We start from the raw sequence: 15733 nt of genomic DNA on the forward strand, positions 1-15733 counted from the left end.
TTCGTGAGTACCCCTGCTGGCTGGGATCATCCCCGCACGTCCTTGTACACCGACCACTACGAGCTGACCATGCTCCAGGCGTCGCTGCATTCAGGTGCCGCACACCGGAAGTCGGTGTTTGAGGCGTTCGCCCGCAGGCTTCCCGACGGCCGCCGCTACGGGATTGTGGCCGGAACGGGCAGGCTGCTGGAGGGCATCGCGGACTTCCGGTTCGGCGGACCCGAGCTCGATTTCCTCCGCCGCACGCACGTGGTCAACGACGAAACCCTGGACTACCTGGCCGGGTTCCGTTTCACCGGGGACATCTGGGGCTACGCCGAGGGCGAAGCCTATTTCCCCAACTCCCCCATCCTGATTGTGGAGTCCACGTTCGCCGAGGCCTGCATCCTGGAGACCTACATCCTTTCGGTGCTCAACCACGACAGCGCCATCGCCTCCGCTGCGTCGCGCATGATCACCGCTGCGGGCAACCGGCCCTGCATCGAAATGGGGTCCCGGCGGACCCAGGAGGAATCCGCGGCCGCCGCCGCCCGTGCGGCCGTCATCGCCGGCTTTGACAGCACCTCCAACCTCGAAGCCGGGCGCCGGTACGGCATCAAGACGGTGGGCACCGCCGCCCACTCGTTCACACTCCTGCACGACACCGAACGGGAAGCCTTTGAGGCACAGATCGCCTCGTTCGGCGCCGGAACGTCGCTGCTGGTGGACACGTACGACGTCGAAACGGCCGTCCGTACGGCCGTGGACCTTGCGGGTCCCAAATTGGGGGCAGTCCGGCTCGACTCCGGAGACCTCGTGGCGCAGGCCCAGTGGGTCCGCCGGCTGCTGGACGACCTCGGCAACGAAAACACCAAGATCGTCGTCACCTCGGACCTGGATGAATACGCCATCGCGGCTCTGCAGTCCGCACCGGTTGACTCCTACGGCGTGGGCACCTCGCTGGTCACCGGCTCCGGCGCCCCCACCGCGAGCATGGTCTACAAACTCGTCAGCCGCACCGACGACTCCGGCGAATTCGTGTCCGTTGCCAAAGCAGCCAAGAACAAGACGAGCAAGGGCGGCAGGAAGTACGCCCTCCGCAGGCTCAACGAACGCGGCGTCGCCACCCACGAGATGGTGGGAGTAGGGCACCGGCCCGAAGACGACGGCAATGACCGCCAGTTGCTGCAGCAGTTCATCAAGAATGGCGAACTCCTCCCCGGCTGGACCGGGACCGAGGGCGTGTTCCGTGCCCGCCAGCGGCACATTGACTCCATGGCGGAACTTCCGGCAGTCGTCAACCGCCTGCAGCGCGGCGAGCCGGCCATCCCCACCGTCTACGAGGAGAACTGATGTCACGCGCCCTGATCATTGTCGACGTGCAGAACGATTTCTGCGAAGGCGGCTCCCTGGCCGTCAAAGGCGGAGCGGACGTGGCCGGGGCCATCAGCGAATACGTGGACGCCCATCACGGCCAGTTCGACCACATCGTGGCCACCCAGGACTGGCACATCGAGCCCGGCGCCCACTTCGCGGAGAACCCCGACTTCATCGACTCGTGGCCGCCGCACTGCGTCGCCGGCACCCGCGGGGCGGAACTGCACCCGGACCTGGACACGGAGTACATCCAGGCCTATTTCCGCAAAGGCCAGTTCACCGCCGCCTACTCCGGTTTTGAAGGCATCCTTGCTCCCGAGGACGCGGTGCCCACAGGCGACCGGAAGCCCGGCGCCCTGCCGTTGGAGGACGCGGAGGCATTGACTGCCAGTTCGTTTGCCGACGAGGACGCCATCGGCCTGGACGACTGGCTGCAAAGCCACGATGTGGAGGACGTGGTGATTGTGGGAATCGCCACCGACTACTGCGTCATGGCCACCGCCCTGGACGCCGTCCAGGCCGGCTATTCGGTGACGGTGGTCCGGAACCTCACGGCCGGAATCGCAGCCGACCTCGACGACGCCTACGCCGAGATGGAACTCGGCGGAGTGGACCTTGCCTAGCCTGGATCTGGCCTGAGCCTCGCCGCCCGCGTTGCCGGCGGGCTCCGGACCTGGCGGTCCGGGCGCCTATTTCCGGCCGATGAACCAGTCCTGAAGCTTCCGCAGCCTGGCCTGCAGCTGTTCCTCGTTGGCCTGTGCCACCGGCGGGCCGCCGCAGACGGTGCGGAGTTTCGTATGCACCACCCCGTGCGGGGTTCCCGTCCGCGCGGACCACGCGGCCACGTTCTTGGCCAGTTCGTTGCGCAGGTCCATGAGCATCCGGTGATCGGGAACAGCGGGGGCAGCCTGCGAGGCGGCAGATTCACCCGCCCGGAGCTTCTTCCGGCTCTGCTGTTCATGCTGGCGCTGGCGCAGCAGCGTGCCCACCTGTTCGGCGTCCAGGAGTCCCGGAATGCCGAGGAAGTCCAGTTCGTCGTCGGATCCGATGTCGCCGCCGGTGCCGAACTCGCCGCCGTCGAACAGCACGCGGTCGAATGATGCCTGCGAGTCGAGGGCCTCAAATTTGCCCTTGGTGAGGCTGTCGGACGCCTTGTCCTCCCGGTTGGCCTCGTCCATGAGCGAGTCTTCGGGATTGAACAGGCCGTCCGGGTCTTCTTTCTCCGGCCGGTCCAGGGCGTGGTCGCGTTCAGCTTCCATCGAGTTCGCCAGCGCGGTCAGCTGCGGAACCGACGGCAGGAACACCGACGCTGTTTCGCCGCGCTTCCGGGCGCGGACAAAACGGCCGACGGCCTGGGCGAAGAACAGCGGCGTGGACGTGGATGTGGCATAGACGCCCACCGACAGCCGGGGAACGTCCACGCCTTCGGACACCATGCGGACCGCCACCATCCAGCGTTTGTCGCTGGCGGTGAATTCCTCGATCTTGCTGGATGCCTTGACGTCATCGGAAAGGATCACGGTGGGTGATTCACCGGTGATCTTCTTCAGCTGGCCGGCGTAGGCGCGGGCGTCCTCGTGGTCGGTCGCAATCACCAGGCCGCCGGCGTCGGGTACGGTCCGGCGGACCTCGCTCAGGCGTTTGTCCGCTCCGGCCAGCACAGCCGGAATCCATTCGCCGGCCGGGTTGAGGGCGGTCCGCCAGGCCTGCGAAATGATGTCCTTGGTGACGGCCGACTCGCCGAGGGACGCCGCCATCTCCTCGCCGCCGCTGGTGCGCCAGCGCATCTGGCCCGAGTACGCCATGAACATGACAGGACGGACCACGTGGTCACGCAGGGCGTTCCCGTAGCCGTAGGTGTAGTCGGCCTTGGAGCGGCGGATGCCGTCCCGGTCCTCGGCGTACTCCACAAAGGGAATGGGTGACGTGTCGGAGCGGAAGGGCGTGCCCGTGAGTGAAAGCCGGCGTGCGGCCGGGTCGAAAGCCTCGCGGAGTCCGTCACCCCAGGACAGGGCTTCGCCGCCGTGGTGGATCTCGTCGAGGATCACCAGGGTACGGGCTGCTTCCGTCTTGGCGCGGTGCAGCATGGGCTTGCTGGCTACCTGGGCATAGGTCACGGCGACGCCGATGAAACCGCGTCCGTGCTGCCCGTCCGCATTCTTGAAGTTGGGGTCGATCGCGATTCCCACGCGGGCCGCGGCGTCAGCCCACTGCCGTTTCAGGTGGTCCGTGGGCGCCACGATGGTCACACGGTTAACGGTGCCCGCCTCGATCAGCATCGACGCCACACGCAGCGCGAAGGTGGTCTTGCCTGCGCCGGGCGTTGCCACCGCGAGGAAGTCCCTGGGGCCGGCGGCAAAGTAGCGGTCGAGCGCTTCCTGCTGCCACGCACGGAGCTTCTGCGCGGTTCCCCACGCTGCCCGCTCGGGATAGGCCGGCGGCAGCGTTGGCCCGCCAAAGAGTGTCTCGGTCACGCAGAGCCCTCAATTCCCCGCATTGCGGCAGCCGTGAGCGAAAGACACATAAACATAAACACCAATCTGTTCCGGAGGAGCCGCACTGCTCCGGTCATCAAAAATCATCGTGGTCACGGGACGTGCGCAGCAGGGATTGCGCCCCCGTGGTTGTCTTGCCCCGCCCTGGCCGGGCGGGCCGGTCACCGACTTAAGCCAGGTGACCGGTGAACGGCCCTATTTGCCGGAATCGCCGTCGGAGCCCTTGCCGCCGTCGTTCCCGGGACGCAGGCCTTCGTAGACCTCTTTGCATTCCGGGCAGACCGGGAACTTCTGCGGATCGCGGCCGGGAGTCCACACCTTGCCGCACAGAGCGATGACCGGCTCGCCCGTCATGGCTGACTCCATGATCTTCTCTTTGCGCACGTAGTGGGAGAACCGTTCCCGGTCACCGGGTTCCACTTCCTCGCGCACTTCCTCGCGCTCGATAGTGGCCGTGGACGTTCCTGGTCCGGAAAGCTCGCGCATCGGGTCGTTTTCGAGGGGGTCCGTCATGCTAGTCATGGCATCCATCTTAGCCGTTGTGCCGGACAAAAAACCGGACCTCTGAACTACAGGCCCTGCCAGGCGGGCTTGTTGTCATACGTGTGGCGGTAGTAATCGGCCAGCCTGAGCGATGACGCGGCGGCCTCGTCCACCAGCACGGTGACGTGGGGGTGCATTTGCAGGACGGACGCGGCGCAGATGGCAGCCACCGGTCCTTCCACCAAGTCCCGGACAGCCTGGGCCTTTTGGGCGCCGGTGGCAATCAAGATCACATGGCGGGCCTCCATGATGGTGCCCAGCCCCTGGGTGATCACGTGGTGGGGAACATCATGGATGCTTTTGAAGAACCGGGCGTTATCCCGGCGTGTCTGCTCGATGAGGCTCTTGATCCTCGTCCTGGACGCCAGGGACGAGCCGGGCTCGTTGAAGCCGATGTGGCCGTCAGTGCCTACGCCCAGCAGCTGGAGGTCCACCCCGCCGGCAGCCCTGATGGCGTCCTCGTAGACCTGGCAGGCCGCGGGGATGTCCGCCGCCTGGCCGTCGGGAGTATGCACGTTTTCGGGTGCGATGTTCACCCGGTCGGTGAACTCCCGGCGGATGACCTCCCGGTAGGACTGGGGGTGGCCTTGCTCCAGGCCCACGTATTCGTCCAGGGCAAACCCGCGCGCACGGCTGAAGTCGAGGCCGCCGTCATTATGACGCCGGGCGAGTTCGTCATAGACCGGCAACGGGGACGCTCCCGTCGCCAGGCCGAGCACCGCGTCGGGCTTACGGCGCAGCAGGGCCTCGACGGCGTCGGCTGCGAGGGACCCGATCTGTTTGCTCCCCGGAAGAATAACCACTTCCATGGCGTACCGCCTTTCCGCATCCAGTACTACTAATCATGGCCCCACCGGCCTATCGGTTGACTGAAAGCTGTGCCAGAAGTTCGGGGCCCCGGGCATCGAGCCATTTCCCGCCCAGGCGGACGCCTGCCGTAAAGAGGACCAGGCCCAGCACCGGGCCGAGCGCCAGGTTGATCCAGCCGGGCACCGTGCTGCCCGTGACGGACTGCGCAATGACCAGGGCTGCTTCCGGCAGCACCAGCACCAGCAGGACGCCCATCCCGCCGAACTGGACCGCCATGGTCTGCGCGACGTTCCCGGGCGGCTTCTTGAACGGGCTGTCGCCGGGCAGGGGCACCGCCACCGTATACCGGGCCGAGACCACGGATGCCAGGCCGAGTCCGGTGAACAGTATTCCCAGGGCCAGTCCCAGCAACGCGGGCAGCCAGTCCCAGTTTCCGGTGAAGAAGAACGGCCCGACGCTAAAGACCAGCACGATGGGAAGTGCAAACGCCAGGCAGGCCAGGGCGCGCCCCAGCCTGTCGTGGACGCCGCGGACGCCGCTGGACAGATGGAGGGCAAACGCCGTGTTGTCGTAGGACACGTCCGCTGAAATCGACCATGCCAGCAGGAAGGCCGCCAGCGGACCGATGATCGCCAGCACGCCGTAATCACCCGTCTGCCCCGCCTGGAAGAACATGAGGACGGGCAGCAGCGGAATGACCACCAGGGAACCCGAGTAACGGGGGTCCCTGATCCAGTACGTGAGGGCCCTGGCCGTAATGGCGCCGACAGGCGTGGCCGGCAGGACACCGAAGAGGCCCATCCGGCCGCCGCGCTTCCTGCCGCCTGCCGCGAACGGCGGAGTGACCAGGGCACGCTGCAGGAGCACCTTCCAGCACCAGGCCAGGCCCGCCAGCGTTGCCACCGCGATCAGGAACTTGAGCCCGGCCGGTCCGTACCGGGCCGCCGCGGCGTCGCCGCCGAGTGACCATGCGGCACCGGCCGGCGTCCACGCCACGATGCGGGCCAGGTCAGCCAGGAATCCGGCGGAGCCCGCGGCACCCTGGGCAACGAAAGCCACGATCGGTCCCATGAGCATCAGCGGCACCATAAAGGCGAGTGCGCTGACATCCTTGAACCGCCGGGAGGAAGCCAGGCCGGCAGTCGCCGTCGTCACCACTTTGGACAGGACAATGCACGTCAGCACGCCCAGCACGGCTCCCGCCACGGCGGCCGCGACAGCCGGCGCTCCCCTGCTCCACGTGCCCACCGTGGCAAGCGCCACGAGCGCCGTGGCGATGCCGGGAATCCCGATCAGTCCGCCGAGGGCCAGTCCGGTCAACAGTTGCGGCATGGGGACTGCCGCCGTGGTGAACCGGGCCGGGTCCAGGGTCATGTCCGCCGAGGACGCAATGACGGGGACCACTCCCCAGCCCAGGACCGCTGCCGATCCGCCCAGCACCACCACGGTCTGGGCGAGCTCCAGGTCGGCCGTCCGGAGCAGGACGAGCGCCACCCCAAAGAACCCGGCAATCCCGACGGCGTACAGCCCGCCGATGATCAGGCCCAGAAGCTGCCATGGGCTGCGCCGGAGGCTGTTCCGCAGGAGCGTCAGCTTGAGCCTTAGAAGGTGCGCAACCATTCCAGGCCCTCCGTCTGGCTCCGGCCGCCGACGAGCTGGACGAACCTGTCCTCCAGCGAGGCGCCCGCCCGGACCTCCTCCACGGTGCCGGCGGCCAGCAGCCTGCCCGCGGCAACCACCGCCACGTGGTCGCACATTCTCTGCACGAGGTCCATGACATGGCTCGAGACGATCACTGTTCCGCCGGAAGCGACATAGCGGTCCAGGATGTCCCTGATATTCGCAGCGGAAACCGGGTCCACCGATTCAAAGGGTTCATCCAGCACCAGCAGCATGGGCGCGTGGATGAGGGCCGAGGCGAGGGCGATCTTCTTGGTCATGCCGGCCGAATAGTCCACCACGAGCGTTCCGGCGTCGGCACTGAGATCAAGCGCCGCCAGGAGTTCCGCCACCCTGGCGGACACCACGTCCTTGTCCATCCCCCGCAACAGGCCCGCGTAGCTCACCAGCTGTTCACCGGTCAGCCGGTCAAACAGCCGCACGCCGTCGGTGAGGATTCCCATCAGCTTCTTGGCTTCGAGCGGCCGCGTCCAGACATCGGTACCGTGCACCAGGGCCGTGCCGAAGTCCGGCCGGAGCAGCCCCGTGGCCATGGACAGCGTGGTGGTTTTCCCTGCGCCGTTGGGACCCACGATCCCGTAGAAGGACCCTGCCGGCACATCCAGGCTGATGCCGTCCACGGCGATCTTCCCGCCGAAGCGCTTGGCGAGGCCGCGGATGGACAGGGCCGGAACAGCGAGCGGGGCAGGAACAGGGTGGTCCTGGCGGCCGGCGGCCGGATGCGGACCGGGTTGCGGTTCAGTCATGGTGCCAGCGTAGCCTCACCTCCGCGGTGGGAGGATCGTCCCAAAGGGTTACTTCCTAGAACGAGTGGCGGGGAACCGCACGCTCGTACTGCGGCACCCACGGCATCTCGTGGCCGAGCTCGAAGGCCGCGCGCAGCCACCAATGCGGGTCGCGGAGCGCGGCACGCGCGATGAAGACAGCGTCGGCCTGGCCCGTGGCGACGGCGTGTTCGGCCTGCCCGGCCGACGTCAGGAGTCCCACAGTGCCGGTGCGGATGCCCGCCTCGCGCTTGATCCGGGCTGCGAACCCGGTCTGGTAGCCGGGACCGGCCGGAATCTGCTGGTGCGCCACGGCGCCCCCGCTGGAGACGTCCACCAGGTCCACGCCGTGCTCGGCGGCGGCACTGGCCAGCCTGACGGAGGCGGCGGCGTCGATACCGCCCGCTGCCCAGTCCGAGGCGGAGATCCGCAATAGCAGCGGCATGGAGTCGGGAATGACGTTGCGAACGGCGTCCACCACGGCCAGGGTGAGCCGATTCCGTCCGGTTTCGTCCCCTCCCCAGGCGTCCGTCCGGTCGTTGATGAGCGGGCTCTGGAACTGGTGGAGCAGGTAGCCGTGCGCGCCGTGGATTTCGATGGTGTCGAACCCTGCCTCGACCGCCCGGACGGCGGCCGCTGCGAAGTCGGCTATCACGCCGTCAATCTCTGCCGCGGTCATGGCGGTCGGTGCCGCATAGCCGTCGAATGCGCCGGTGCCGGGACCCACGGTCTGCCAGCCGCCGTCGGACGCCGGCACTGACCCGCGTTTCCCCGAGAAGGGCCAGTACGTCGAAGCCTTCCGGCCGGCGTGCGCCAGCTGGGTGCCGATCTTGGTGTCAGCGGCGCCGTAGCGGTGCACAAAGGCCGTGATCCGCTGCCACGCCGCGGCCTGCTCGTCGTTGTAGAGGCCGGCGTCAAGCGGGCTGATCCGGCCCGCCGCATTCACTGCCGCTGCCTCGGTGAGGATCAGCGCGGCTCCGCCGGTGGCGAAGGAACCCAGGTGCATGAGGTGCCAATCGTGCGGAACGCCTTCACCGGTGTCCGGCCCGCAGCTGTACTGGCACATGGGCGAAACCCAACCGCGGTGGCGGAGCGTCAGTGAGCGCAGCGCCAGCGGCGAAAAAAGCGCCGACGACATTAAAACAGCACCCGTGCCAGCCCCTGCCGCGCCTTGGCGACGCGTTCATCGGACGGGCCCACCACTTCGAAGAGCTCCAGCAGCCGTACCCGGGCAGTCTCCCGTTCCGGGCCGAAGTTCCGGCCGATGAAGCCGACGATCCGGCCCAGGGCGTCCTCAATGTGGCCGCCGGCGATGTCCAGGTCCGCCACGCCCAGCTGGGCATCGAGGTTGTCCGGCTGGTCGGCGGCGAGCTGGCGCAGCGCTTCACCGTCGGGACCGGTCAGGGACTGCAGCCGGTCCATGAGCTCCACCTGGGCGAGTCCGGCCTTGGCCTCGGCATCCGCGGGCATCTCCAGCAGGGCCTGCCGGTAGGCGGCGGCCGCGGCGGCGAAGTCTCCGGCTTCAATGGCGTCGTAGGCCGCCTGGTGCAGCGGCGGCAGCGGGGCCGGCTCGGCCTCGGCAGGGGCGGCTCCGGCGCCCAGGCTGCCGGTGACTCCGTTGGCTGCGGCCACCTTCAGCAGTTCATCCAGCAGGCTGCGGACCTGCTGTTCGTCGGCTCCGCCCTGGAACAGGGGAACGGGCTGGCCCTTCACCACTGCCACCGCGGTGGGCACGGCCTGTACCTGGAAAGCCTGCGCAAGCTGCGGGAAGGCGTCGATGTCCGCGGCACCCAGGACCAGGCGCCCGCCGTAGCTGTTGATGATGTCTTCGAGGACGTTGAGCAGCTCGCCTGAAGCGGGTGAGTAGCTGGCCCACAGGCCGAAAACCACGGGCACCTGCGCCGAAAGCTCAACGAGCTGCTGGAAGTTGGCCTCGGTGACCTCGACCCGAAGCGGCTGGCCGCCGGTGTCCGGCGCCCCCTGGGCCGTTGCTGACGGCGGGACTGCGCCGGCCGGCCCGGCAGGAGCGGCTGCGGCAGGCTGCCCGGCCGGCGGCGCGGAGCGTTGTTTAAGGCTGGAAAGGTCGACGGCGCCGCGCAGGTTAAGGTGGCTGGCAGCGGCCGGAGGGACTGGACGGGAGGCTGGCGAACTCATAGCCTCCACTCTAGCCACTCAGGCCGCTGCCGGTCATACGCGGAGCGGGCTACTTGAAGCTGGCTCCCACGAGTCCGCGGGTGGCGGCCACGAGCTTCATCGGATCCTTCGAGCCGGTCGGCGGGATGTAGACCGCCATGGACTCGGCGAAGTTGAGCACCATGCCCGTGCTCGTTTCCTTGCCGCCGGCCAGCACGGCTGCGTCGTCCCCGATCGCCAGCTTGTCGCCCTCGGCCTTGGGCGTGCCGTCGAAGGCGAAGTTCAACTTGCCCATGACCAGCGCGCCGCCGTCGGCAGTGCGGAACACCACGGTGTCCTCCGTGGACACCTTGTGCGTGAAGCTGAAGTTGCCGTTCACCCCGGTCTTGGCCACATCTGCCTGGTAGGCCAGCGTGTCGGCGATATAGGGCGACGACTGGCCCTCCACGAGCTTGTCCTTGAAGGTCGAGTCGGCCTTCGTCAGGCGGTCCCCCAGCCCGGCAAGGGCTTCAGCACCGCTGTACAGCAGGCCCGACTTGTCGTCCGCGGCCAGGGTTTCCGTTCCGGTGCGTCCGATGGCCGGGAACGTGGTGCCCGGCTGCAGCGGCGTGGTCTGCACCAGCTTGTAGTTCTCCCGCGGCGACTTCTGCACGAGGGTCAGCAGCTGGGGCACAACATTGCCTTCGCCCTGGGTCACGGCCATCACCGAACGCGGCCAGGCGCGCTTGCTGGTGACAACGGTGGTCAGCAGCTTGGTGGCGCGGACCGGCATGCGCGCCTCGTAGGCGCCCACCTGTGAGCGGATCTTGTAGTTCTGAGTGCGGACTTCAAGTTCGGTGCGGTCCACCCGGGACTTGAGCTTCGCGGCATCCTTGGCGGCGTCGCCGGCGTCCACCGTGCTGGAAACCTGTTCCAGGATCCGGCGGAACTGTGCGTCCAGGAGCACCGGTGAGTCGGGGGCGGTGTCGGCCCCGGCGGTCTCGCTGCTTGACGGCGACGGAGCGGGGGTCGTGGCCGCCTGCGCAGCCACACCGGTTCCGGCCACGATCGTGGCGGCGAGCGCAACCATGGCCACGCCGGCCCGCTTTGCGGTGAACGTTGCGGTGAAGGCGGAGGTCCCGGGCTGCTTTTCAGCCGGCGGCTCGACGGGCGCAGGAGCGGCGGGCCCCGGCTTGCCGGCCGGACGGTCCGCACGTGCACGGCGGACCAGCTTGTCCTTCATCGATTCGTCCGCGACGGACTCGCCGGCATCGTCCCCGCCCGCTCCGGGCTTGCCGGCCCTGGGCTTGAGCACCAGCAGGGCCAGTCCGGCCAGCATGAGCAGGCCGCCCAGCACCATCAACGGCACGGCCCACGGTGTGGACGTGTCGTTGGGGAAGGTCATCGAGATCGACGACGGCGCCGGCTTGGTGCCGTCCGAGGCCAGCAGGAGTGACCATTCGCCGTCTGCCGGGGCGCTCCAGGTGTAGTTCAGTTCACCGCTGGCGTTCTCGGTGGTGACCCAGAGATCGGAACCTGCCGGCGAGGGAGCGGCGGCTTCGCCCTCCGTGTGCGCAATCTGCAGGGACTTGTTGTCCTCGGAAACTCCGGAGACCGTGTTGTGGGCCGCCTTGCCGACCCAGGCCTCCACGTCGTCGGGGCGGCCTGCTGCCAGCATGAAGCTGCCTTCGCCCTTGACATTGATCTTGACCGTACCCCCGTGAAGGGTCCGCAACTTCTGGTCGATAACGGTCAGTGGTGCGGCGGTGCCGTCGGCGGGCGCCGTGGCCGTAAATGTCTCGGCCGGGGCCCAGATGGTCTTTTGTCCTACGCCGGCCAGCAGTGTCAGGAGGCCGAGCAGCACTAGTGCAACTGCAGTCTTGAAACGCAAAGGGATACCTATCATCAGCGGGGGTTTTACTTTCAATAGTAACCGTTTTGTTACCAATGAGTCAGGCCGGGACCCGGATCACAGCCTAGGACAGCGGGCCGCGCCGGGAGTAAACCCGGGCACTGACAAGCCTGCTGATAGTGTTTGCGATGATCATCACATGGGCCGCAGCAGCGGCGCCACAGAAGGTAAAGGGCCCCCACAAGCAGTGACTGAACACACGGATTCGTCCGCCCCAGGACATGACGACTCGACCGGATCCGGTGCCCAGGAAAGCCTACCGGCCGGTACCCGGCACGAGCACAAACCGCTGTTGCCGGGCCTGGCCGCGGCGGTGGTGCGCAGGCTCCGGACGCCTCTTCCCGGCGCCCAGCCCCGGCTCCGCTTCGAGATGCCTCCCGAATCCGCCGAGGACTCCGCCGAACCTGCGACCGAGACCAGCACCCGCTTTGGACATCCCGGCCCGCGCATGTCGTCCCAGCATCCCCTATATATGGGCTTCATGGGCACCGTGGGCGTGGGCCTTGCCCTGCTCGTCTACTGGATCGGCTCCAACACCACGCAGCTCCTGCTCTGGATCGTGACAGCGCTCTTCATCGCCCTGGGCCTGGACCCGGTGGTGCGCTGGCTGGAAGGACGCAAGCTTCCGCGGCCCATCGGCATCCTGGTCTCCGTCACGGTCCTCGTCTCCGCTGTTGCCGGTTTCTTCGCCACACTGATCCCTACCATCGTCCAGCAGGTAACCCAGATCGTGCAGGAAGCACCCCGCTGGATCCAGGACTTCATCGATTCGGACTTCTTCCGCAGCGTGGACGACCAGTTCGGTGTCCGGGAGCGCATTACCCAGGAACTGGAAAAGTTCGTCAACAATCCGGACGCCATGGGCGGCATTTTCGGAGGCGTCGTCGGCTTCGGATCCACGGTGGCCAACGGGCTCTTCGGAACCCTGATTGTCCTCGTGCTCAGCCTGTACTTCCTGGCCGCCCTTCCCGCCATGAAGAAGTGGGGCTACCGGCTGGCACCGCGTTCGCGCCGTGTCCGGGTCGAAGCGCTCTCTGAGGAGATCACCGGTTCCGTGGGCAACTACGTCATCGGCCAGGCCTGCGTGGCCCTGCTCAACGCGACCTTTGCGTTTATCGTGATGTCGATTGTCGGAGTCCCGTTTGCCGTCCTGCTGGCGTTCGTCGTGGCGCTCCTCGCCTTCATCCCCCTGGTCGGGGGAATGATCGCGGGTGTGCTGGTCACGCTGATCGCCCTCACCGCGGGCTGGCAGACCGCCCTGGTGTACGGCATTTGCTACTTTGCCTACCTGCAGTTCGAGGCGTACTTCATCTCGCCCCGCATCATGCAGAAGGCGGTGGCCGTGCCCGGTGCCGTGGCGGTCATCTCCGTGATCGCAGGCGGCAGCCTCCTGGGCGTCCTCGGAGCGCTCATCGCCATTCCCACCGCGGCCGCGGTCATGCTGCTGGTGAAGGAAATCTTCATCGTCCGCCAGGACAAGCACTAGGAAGGCTGCCGCCTCCGCGGCAGGCTTAGGCGGCTGCGGAGGCCACGGGTCCGTTCCAGTCCTGGGGCAGGCCCTCGGGCCCCGCTCCCTGCGCCGTGGCCTCGTCCACGATTTCGTTGAGCACCCGGGCGGCGTACTTCTCCCCCACCCACAGGTGCTTGGCGCCGTCGACGCCCACAACGTCAGCCTGCGGCACCAGGCTGAAGCGCTCGGCGGCGGCCGCCGGCCGGAGGTAGTCGTCGTGTTCGGGAACCAGCACCTTCAGCGGCTTTCCTGACGCAGCCCATGCCAGCAGGTGCTCATCCGTGGCACGGTGCAGCGGCGGGGACAGCAGGATGGCGCCCTCCACTGCGGAGGCGACCGGCTCCGTCGCCCCGTACATGAGCGCCAGTTCCGTGCCGAACGACCACCCCACCAGCCAGCGGTTGGGAAGGTTCCGGGATTCCGCGAAGCGGACGGCCGCCTCGACGTCCAGCCGTTCACCGATGCCCTCTTCGAAACGGCCGCCGCTGGTGCCGCGGGGCGAGGTGGTCCCCCTGGTGTTGAACCTGAGGACGGCGACGCCGGCGAGTGCGGGCAAGCGGAAGGCCGCCTTGCGGTACACATGCGAATCCATGAAACCGCCGTGGGTGGGCAGCGGGTGGAGGGTGATCAGCGTGGCGGTGATGTCGCCCGATTCCGGGACGGCGAGTTCGCCGACGAGGACGCAGCCGTCCTCCGTTTGTATTTCCACGTTCTCCCGGCGGGCCGGCAGGACTGTTGAAGCCCGGATAGCTGTTGCTTCGGAAGGCTGGCTGAAAACGAACGACGCCGGGTCAAAAGTCATGACTAACAGCTTAGCGATAGCGGTACGTGCGTGACGTCCAGCAGTTGGAGTGCCAGTGCCGCCGTTCCGACAGCCCCGCGGCCGCACCGAACAGATGGTCCTCGGACCAGACCACCAGGTGTTCGACGCCGGGCAGGACCGCGGTGGAGCAGCCCGGGCAGATGTAGGACTTTTCGGCCCGTTTGGCCGTCATGGTGCGCACCATCCACTCGCCGTCGGGGGCGCTCTCCCGCCGTGAGATCCCCGACCTTGCCCGCTCCAGGTCCAGTTCCGGCACGGGGCCGCCGGCGTGCTTGCGGCTGGCCTGTCCCAGTTTTCCGGAGGCGGCACGGCGGGGGCGGTTGGAACGGGGCATGCCTCCATTCTGCCCCAGGCCCGGGCGCCGCGCTGTTCCTGCCTTGCACCCAGACGGTAGTGTTTACCGGGTGCGTTTAGTCATAGCCCGATGTTCTGTTGATTATGTAGGCCGGCTCAAGGCCCATCTCCCCCTTGCCACCAGGCTCCTGCTGGTCAAGGCCGACGGGTCCGTCCTGGTGCACTCCGACGGCGGCTCCTACAAGCCGCTGAACTGGATGAGCCCCCCGGCCAGCCTTCGGGTTTCCCTGCCGGATGAAGTGGACCTGGAGCTCGGTGTCACCGAGCAGTGGACCGTCCAGTCCGCCAAGACCGATGACCGGCTCATCATCAATATCCATGAGCAGCTGCACGACACTTCCCATGAGCTGGGCCAGGATCCCGGCCTCATCAAGGACGGTGTCGAAGCCGACCTGCAGCGGCTGCTGGCCGACCAGATCGAACGGCTCGGCACCGGCTTTTCCCTGATCCGCCGGGAGTACTTCACCGCCATCGGCCCGGTGGACATCCTGGCCAGGGATGCAGACGGCGCCACAGTCGCCATCGAGCTCAAAAGGCGGGGCGACATCGACGGCGTCGAACAGCTGACCCGCTACCTTGAACTGCTCAACCGGGATCCCCTGCTGGCACCCGTCCGGGGCATCTTTGCCGCGCAGCAGATCAAACCGCAGGCCAAGGTGCTGGCTAACGACCGCGGAATCGACTGCGTCACCCTGGACTACGACGCCATGCGCGGCGTCGACGACAGCGAATCCCGCCTCTTCTGACGGGCCCTCCCCAATAGGCAGTGCGTCAATAGCCGGGTGCTCTGCATAACGAAGCGGTTCACGTCGGCTTTACGCAAAATTTATCGAATTCCCCCTTTTACCCGTTGACCTGACGCACCCCACATGAAATTCTTATCTAAGTCTTTGTGTAGGTGTTTTTCATGCTCGCAAGACATGTTGCGAGCGCGAAGCTTCGTCAGCTAGTGTCCGGTTCCACCGGGCGGCAAGCCAGGATTCTTCTCGCGGAGTGACCAAGTGCGGCACGAAGTGTGCCGGACTTAAGCAAGTTCCATAATGAGGAGATATACATGGCACAGGGAACCGTCAAGTGGTTCAACGCTGAAAAGGGCTTCGGCTTCATCACCCCGGACGACTCCGATGGCGATGTCTTCGTTCACTACTCGGAGATCCAGACCGGTGGGTTCAAGACCCTCGACGAGAACCAGCGCGTTCAGTTCGAAATCGGCCAGGGCGCCAAGGGCCCCCAGGCTACCGGCGTAACTCTGGTCTAGTCCCGCTTCGGATCGCCGCCTTCGGCGGCGTCCTGCGAAAAAATGATCCCCGGCACAAGTGCCGGGGATCATTTTTTTGCGCTTTATCCATTCATCTGCCGGCGCATTGTTTCTTG

The 15733-nt window shown here is 66.9% G+C and carries 15 protein-coding genes; 5 read left to right on the plus strand and 10 right to left on the minus strand.

What is annotated here, in order from left to right:
* Positions 1-3 precede the first annotated feature (3 nt).
* Together PV761_RS07325 and PV761_RS07330 are read left to right on the plus strand one after the other, a co-directional pair.
* The gene (locus PV761_RS07325) at positions 4-1332 is read left to right on the plus strand and encodes a nicotinate phosphoribosyltransferase (RefSeq protein ID WP_028270074.1); all 1329 of its coding nucleotides are present in this window, start codon (positions 4-6) and stop codon (positions 1330-1332) included.
* Entirely contained in the window at positions 1332-1979 is a 648-nt protein-coding gene (locus tag PV761_RS07330; RefSeq protein WP_028270075.1) for an isochorismatase family protein, read from the plus strand. The genes PV761_RS07325 and PV761_RS07330 overlap by 1 nt, the downstream gene beginning before the upstream one ends.
* A gap of 66 nt (positions 1980-2045) precedes the next feature.
* Here PV761_RS07330 and PV761_RS07335 read toward each other — a convergent pair whose 3' ends face one another.
* The 8 genes from PV761_RS07335 to PV761_RS07370 form a co-directional block, all read right to left on the minus strand.
* Positions 2046-3830 (minus strand): DEAD/DEAH box helicase, encoded by a 1785-nt coding sequence (locus PV761_RS07335; protein ID WP_347895550.1) that lies wholly within the window; start codon positions 3828-3830, stop codon positions 2046-2048.
* 216 nt (positions 3831-4046) lie between these two features.
* Positions 4047-4382: a DUF3039 domain-containing protein gene (locus PV761_RS07340; RefSeq protein ID WP_028270077.1), complete on the minus strand. Its 336-nt coding sequence runs from the start codon at positions 4380-4382 to the stop codon at positions 4047-4049.
* Between the two features lie 38 nt (positions 4383-4420).
* Positions 4421-5203 (minus strand): glucosamine-6-phosphate deaminase, encoded by a 783-nt coding sequence (gene nagB / locus PV761_RS07345; RefSeq protein WP_347895552.1) that lies wholly within the window; start codon positions 5201-5203, stop codon positions 4421-4423.
* Between the two features lie 49 nt (positions 5204-5252).
* Positions 5253-6824 carry a transporter gene (locus PV761_RS07350; RefSeq protein ID WP_347895554.1) on the minus strand — a complete coding sequence of 524 codons (1572 nt, stop codon included), beginning with the start codon at positions 6822-6824 and terminating at the stop codon, positions 5253-5255.
* Positions 6806-7630, minus strand: a complete 825-nt coding sequence (locus tag PV761_RS07355) for an ABC transporter ATP-binding protein (RefSeq protein WP_347895556.1) — start codon at positions 7628-7630, stop codon at positions 6806-6808. Before PV761_RS07355 ends, PV761_RS07350 begins: the two co-directional genes overlap by 19 nt.
* A gap of 55 nt (positions 7631-7685) precedes the next feature.
* Positions 7686-8786 carry an NADH:flavin oxidoreductase/NADH oxidase gene (locus tag PV761_RS07360; RefSeq protein WP_347895558.1) on the minus strand — a complete coding sequence of 367 codons (1101 nt, stop codon included), beginning with the start codon at positions 8784-8786 and terminating at the stop codon, positions 7686-7688.
* The gene (locus PV761_RS07365; protein ID WP_347895560.1) at positions 8786-9802 is read right to left on the minus strand and encodes a tetratricopeptide repeat protein; all 1017 of its coding nucleotides are present in this window, start codon (positions 9800-9802) and stop codon (positions 8786-8788) included. The genes PV761_RS07360 and PV761_RS07365 overlap by 1 nt, the downstream gene beginning before the upstream one ends.
* Before the next feature lie 49 nt (positions 9803-9851).
* A complete protein-coding gene (locus PV761_RS07370; RefSeq protein WP_347895562.1) occupies positions 9852-11666 on the minus strand; it encodes a hypothetical protein in 1815 nt (604 codons plus the stop codon).
* A gap of 193 nt (positions 11667-11859) precedes the next feature.
* Here PV761_RS07370 and PV761_RS07375 point away from each other — a divergent pair, with 193 nt between their 5' ends.
* Positions 11860-13158, plus strand: a complete 1299-nt coding sequence (locus PV761_RS07375) for an AI-2E family transporter (RefSeq protein WP_347895564.1) — start codon at positions 11860-11862, stop codon at positions 13156-13158.
* 25 nt (positions 13159-13183) lie between these two features.
* On the opposite strand, the gene PV761_RS07380 is transcribed toward PV761_RS07375, so the two are convergent.
* Positions 13184-13984 (minus strand): alpha/beta hydrolase, encoded by an 801-nt coding sequence (locus PV761_RS07380; RefSeq protein ID WP_347895566.1) that lies wholly within the window; start codon positions 13982-13984, stop codon positions 13184-13186.
* Positions 13985-13994: 10 nt separating this feature from the next.
* The gene (locus PV761_RS07385; RefSeq protein ID WP_028270086.1) at positions 13995-14339 is read right to left on the minus strand and encodes a hypothetical protein; all 345 of its coding nucleotides are present in this window, start codon (positions 14337-14339) and stop codon (positions 13995-13997) included.
* Positions 14340-14409: 70 nt separating this feature from the next.
* Here PV761_RS07385 and nucS point away from each other — a divergent pair, with 70 nt between their 5' ends.
* Together nucS and PV761_RS07395 are read left to right on the plus strand one after the other, a co-directional pair.
* Positions 14410-15105, plus strand: coding sequence for an endonuclease NucS (gene nucS, locus PV761_RS07390; RefSeq protein WP_028270087.1), 696 nt, complete (start codon positions 14410-14412; stop codon positions 15103-15105).
* A gap of 308 nt (positions 15106-15413) precedes the next feature.
* Entirely contained in the window at positions 15414-15617 is a 204-nt protein-coding gene (locus PV761_RS07395; protein WP_011692441.1) for a cold-shock protein, read from the plus strand.
* Positions 15618-15733 lie beyond the last annotated feature (116 nt).

It is taken from the genome of Arthrobacter sp. CC3, from assembly GCF_039907775.1.
Classification (GTDB): Bacteria; Actinomycetota; Actinomycetes; order Actinomycetales; family Micrococcaceae; genus Arthrobacter.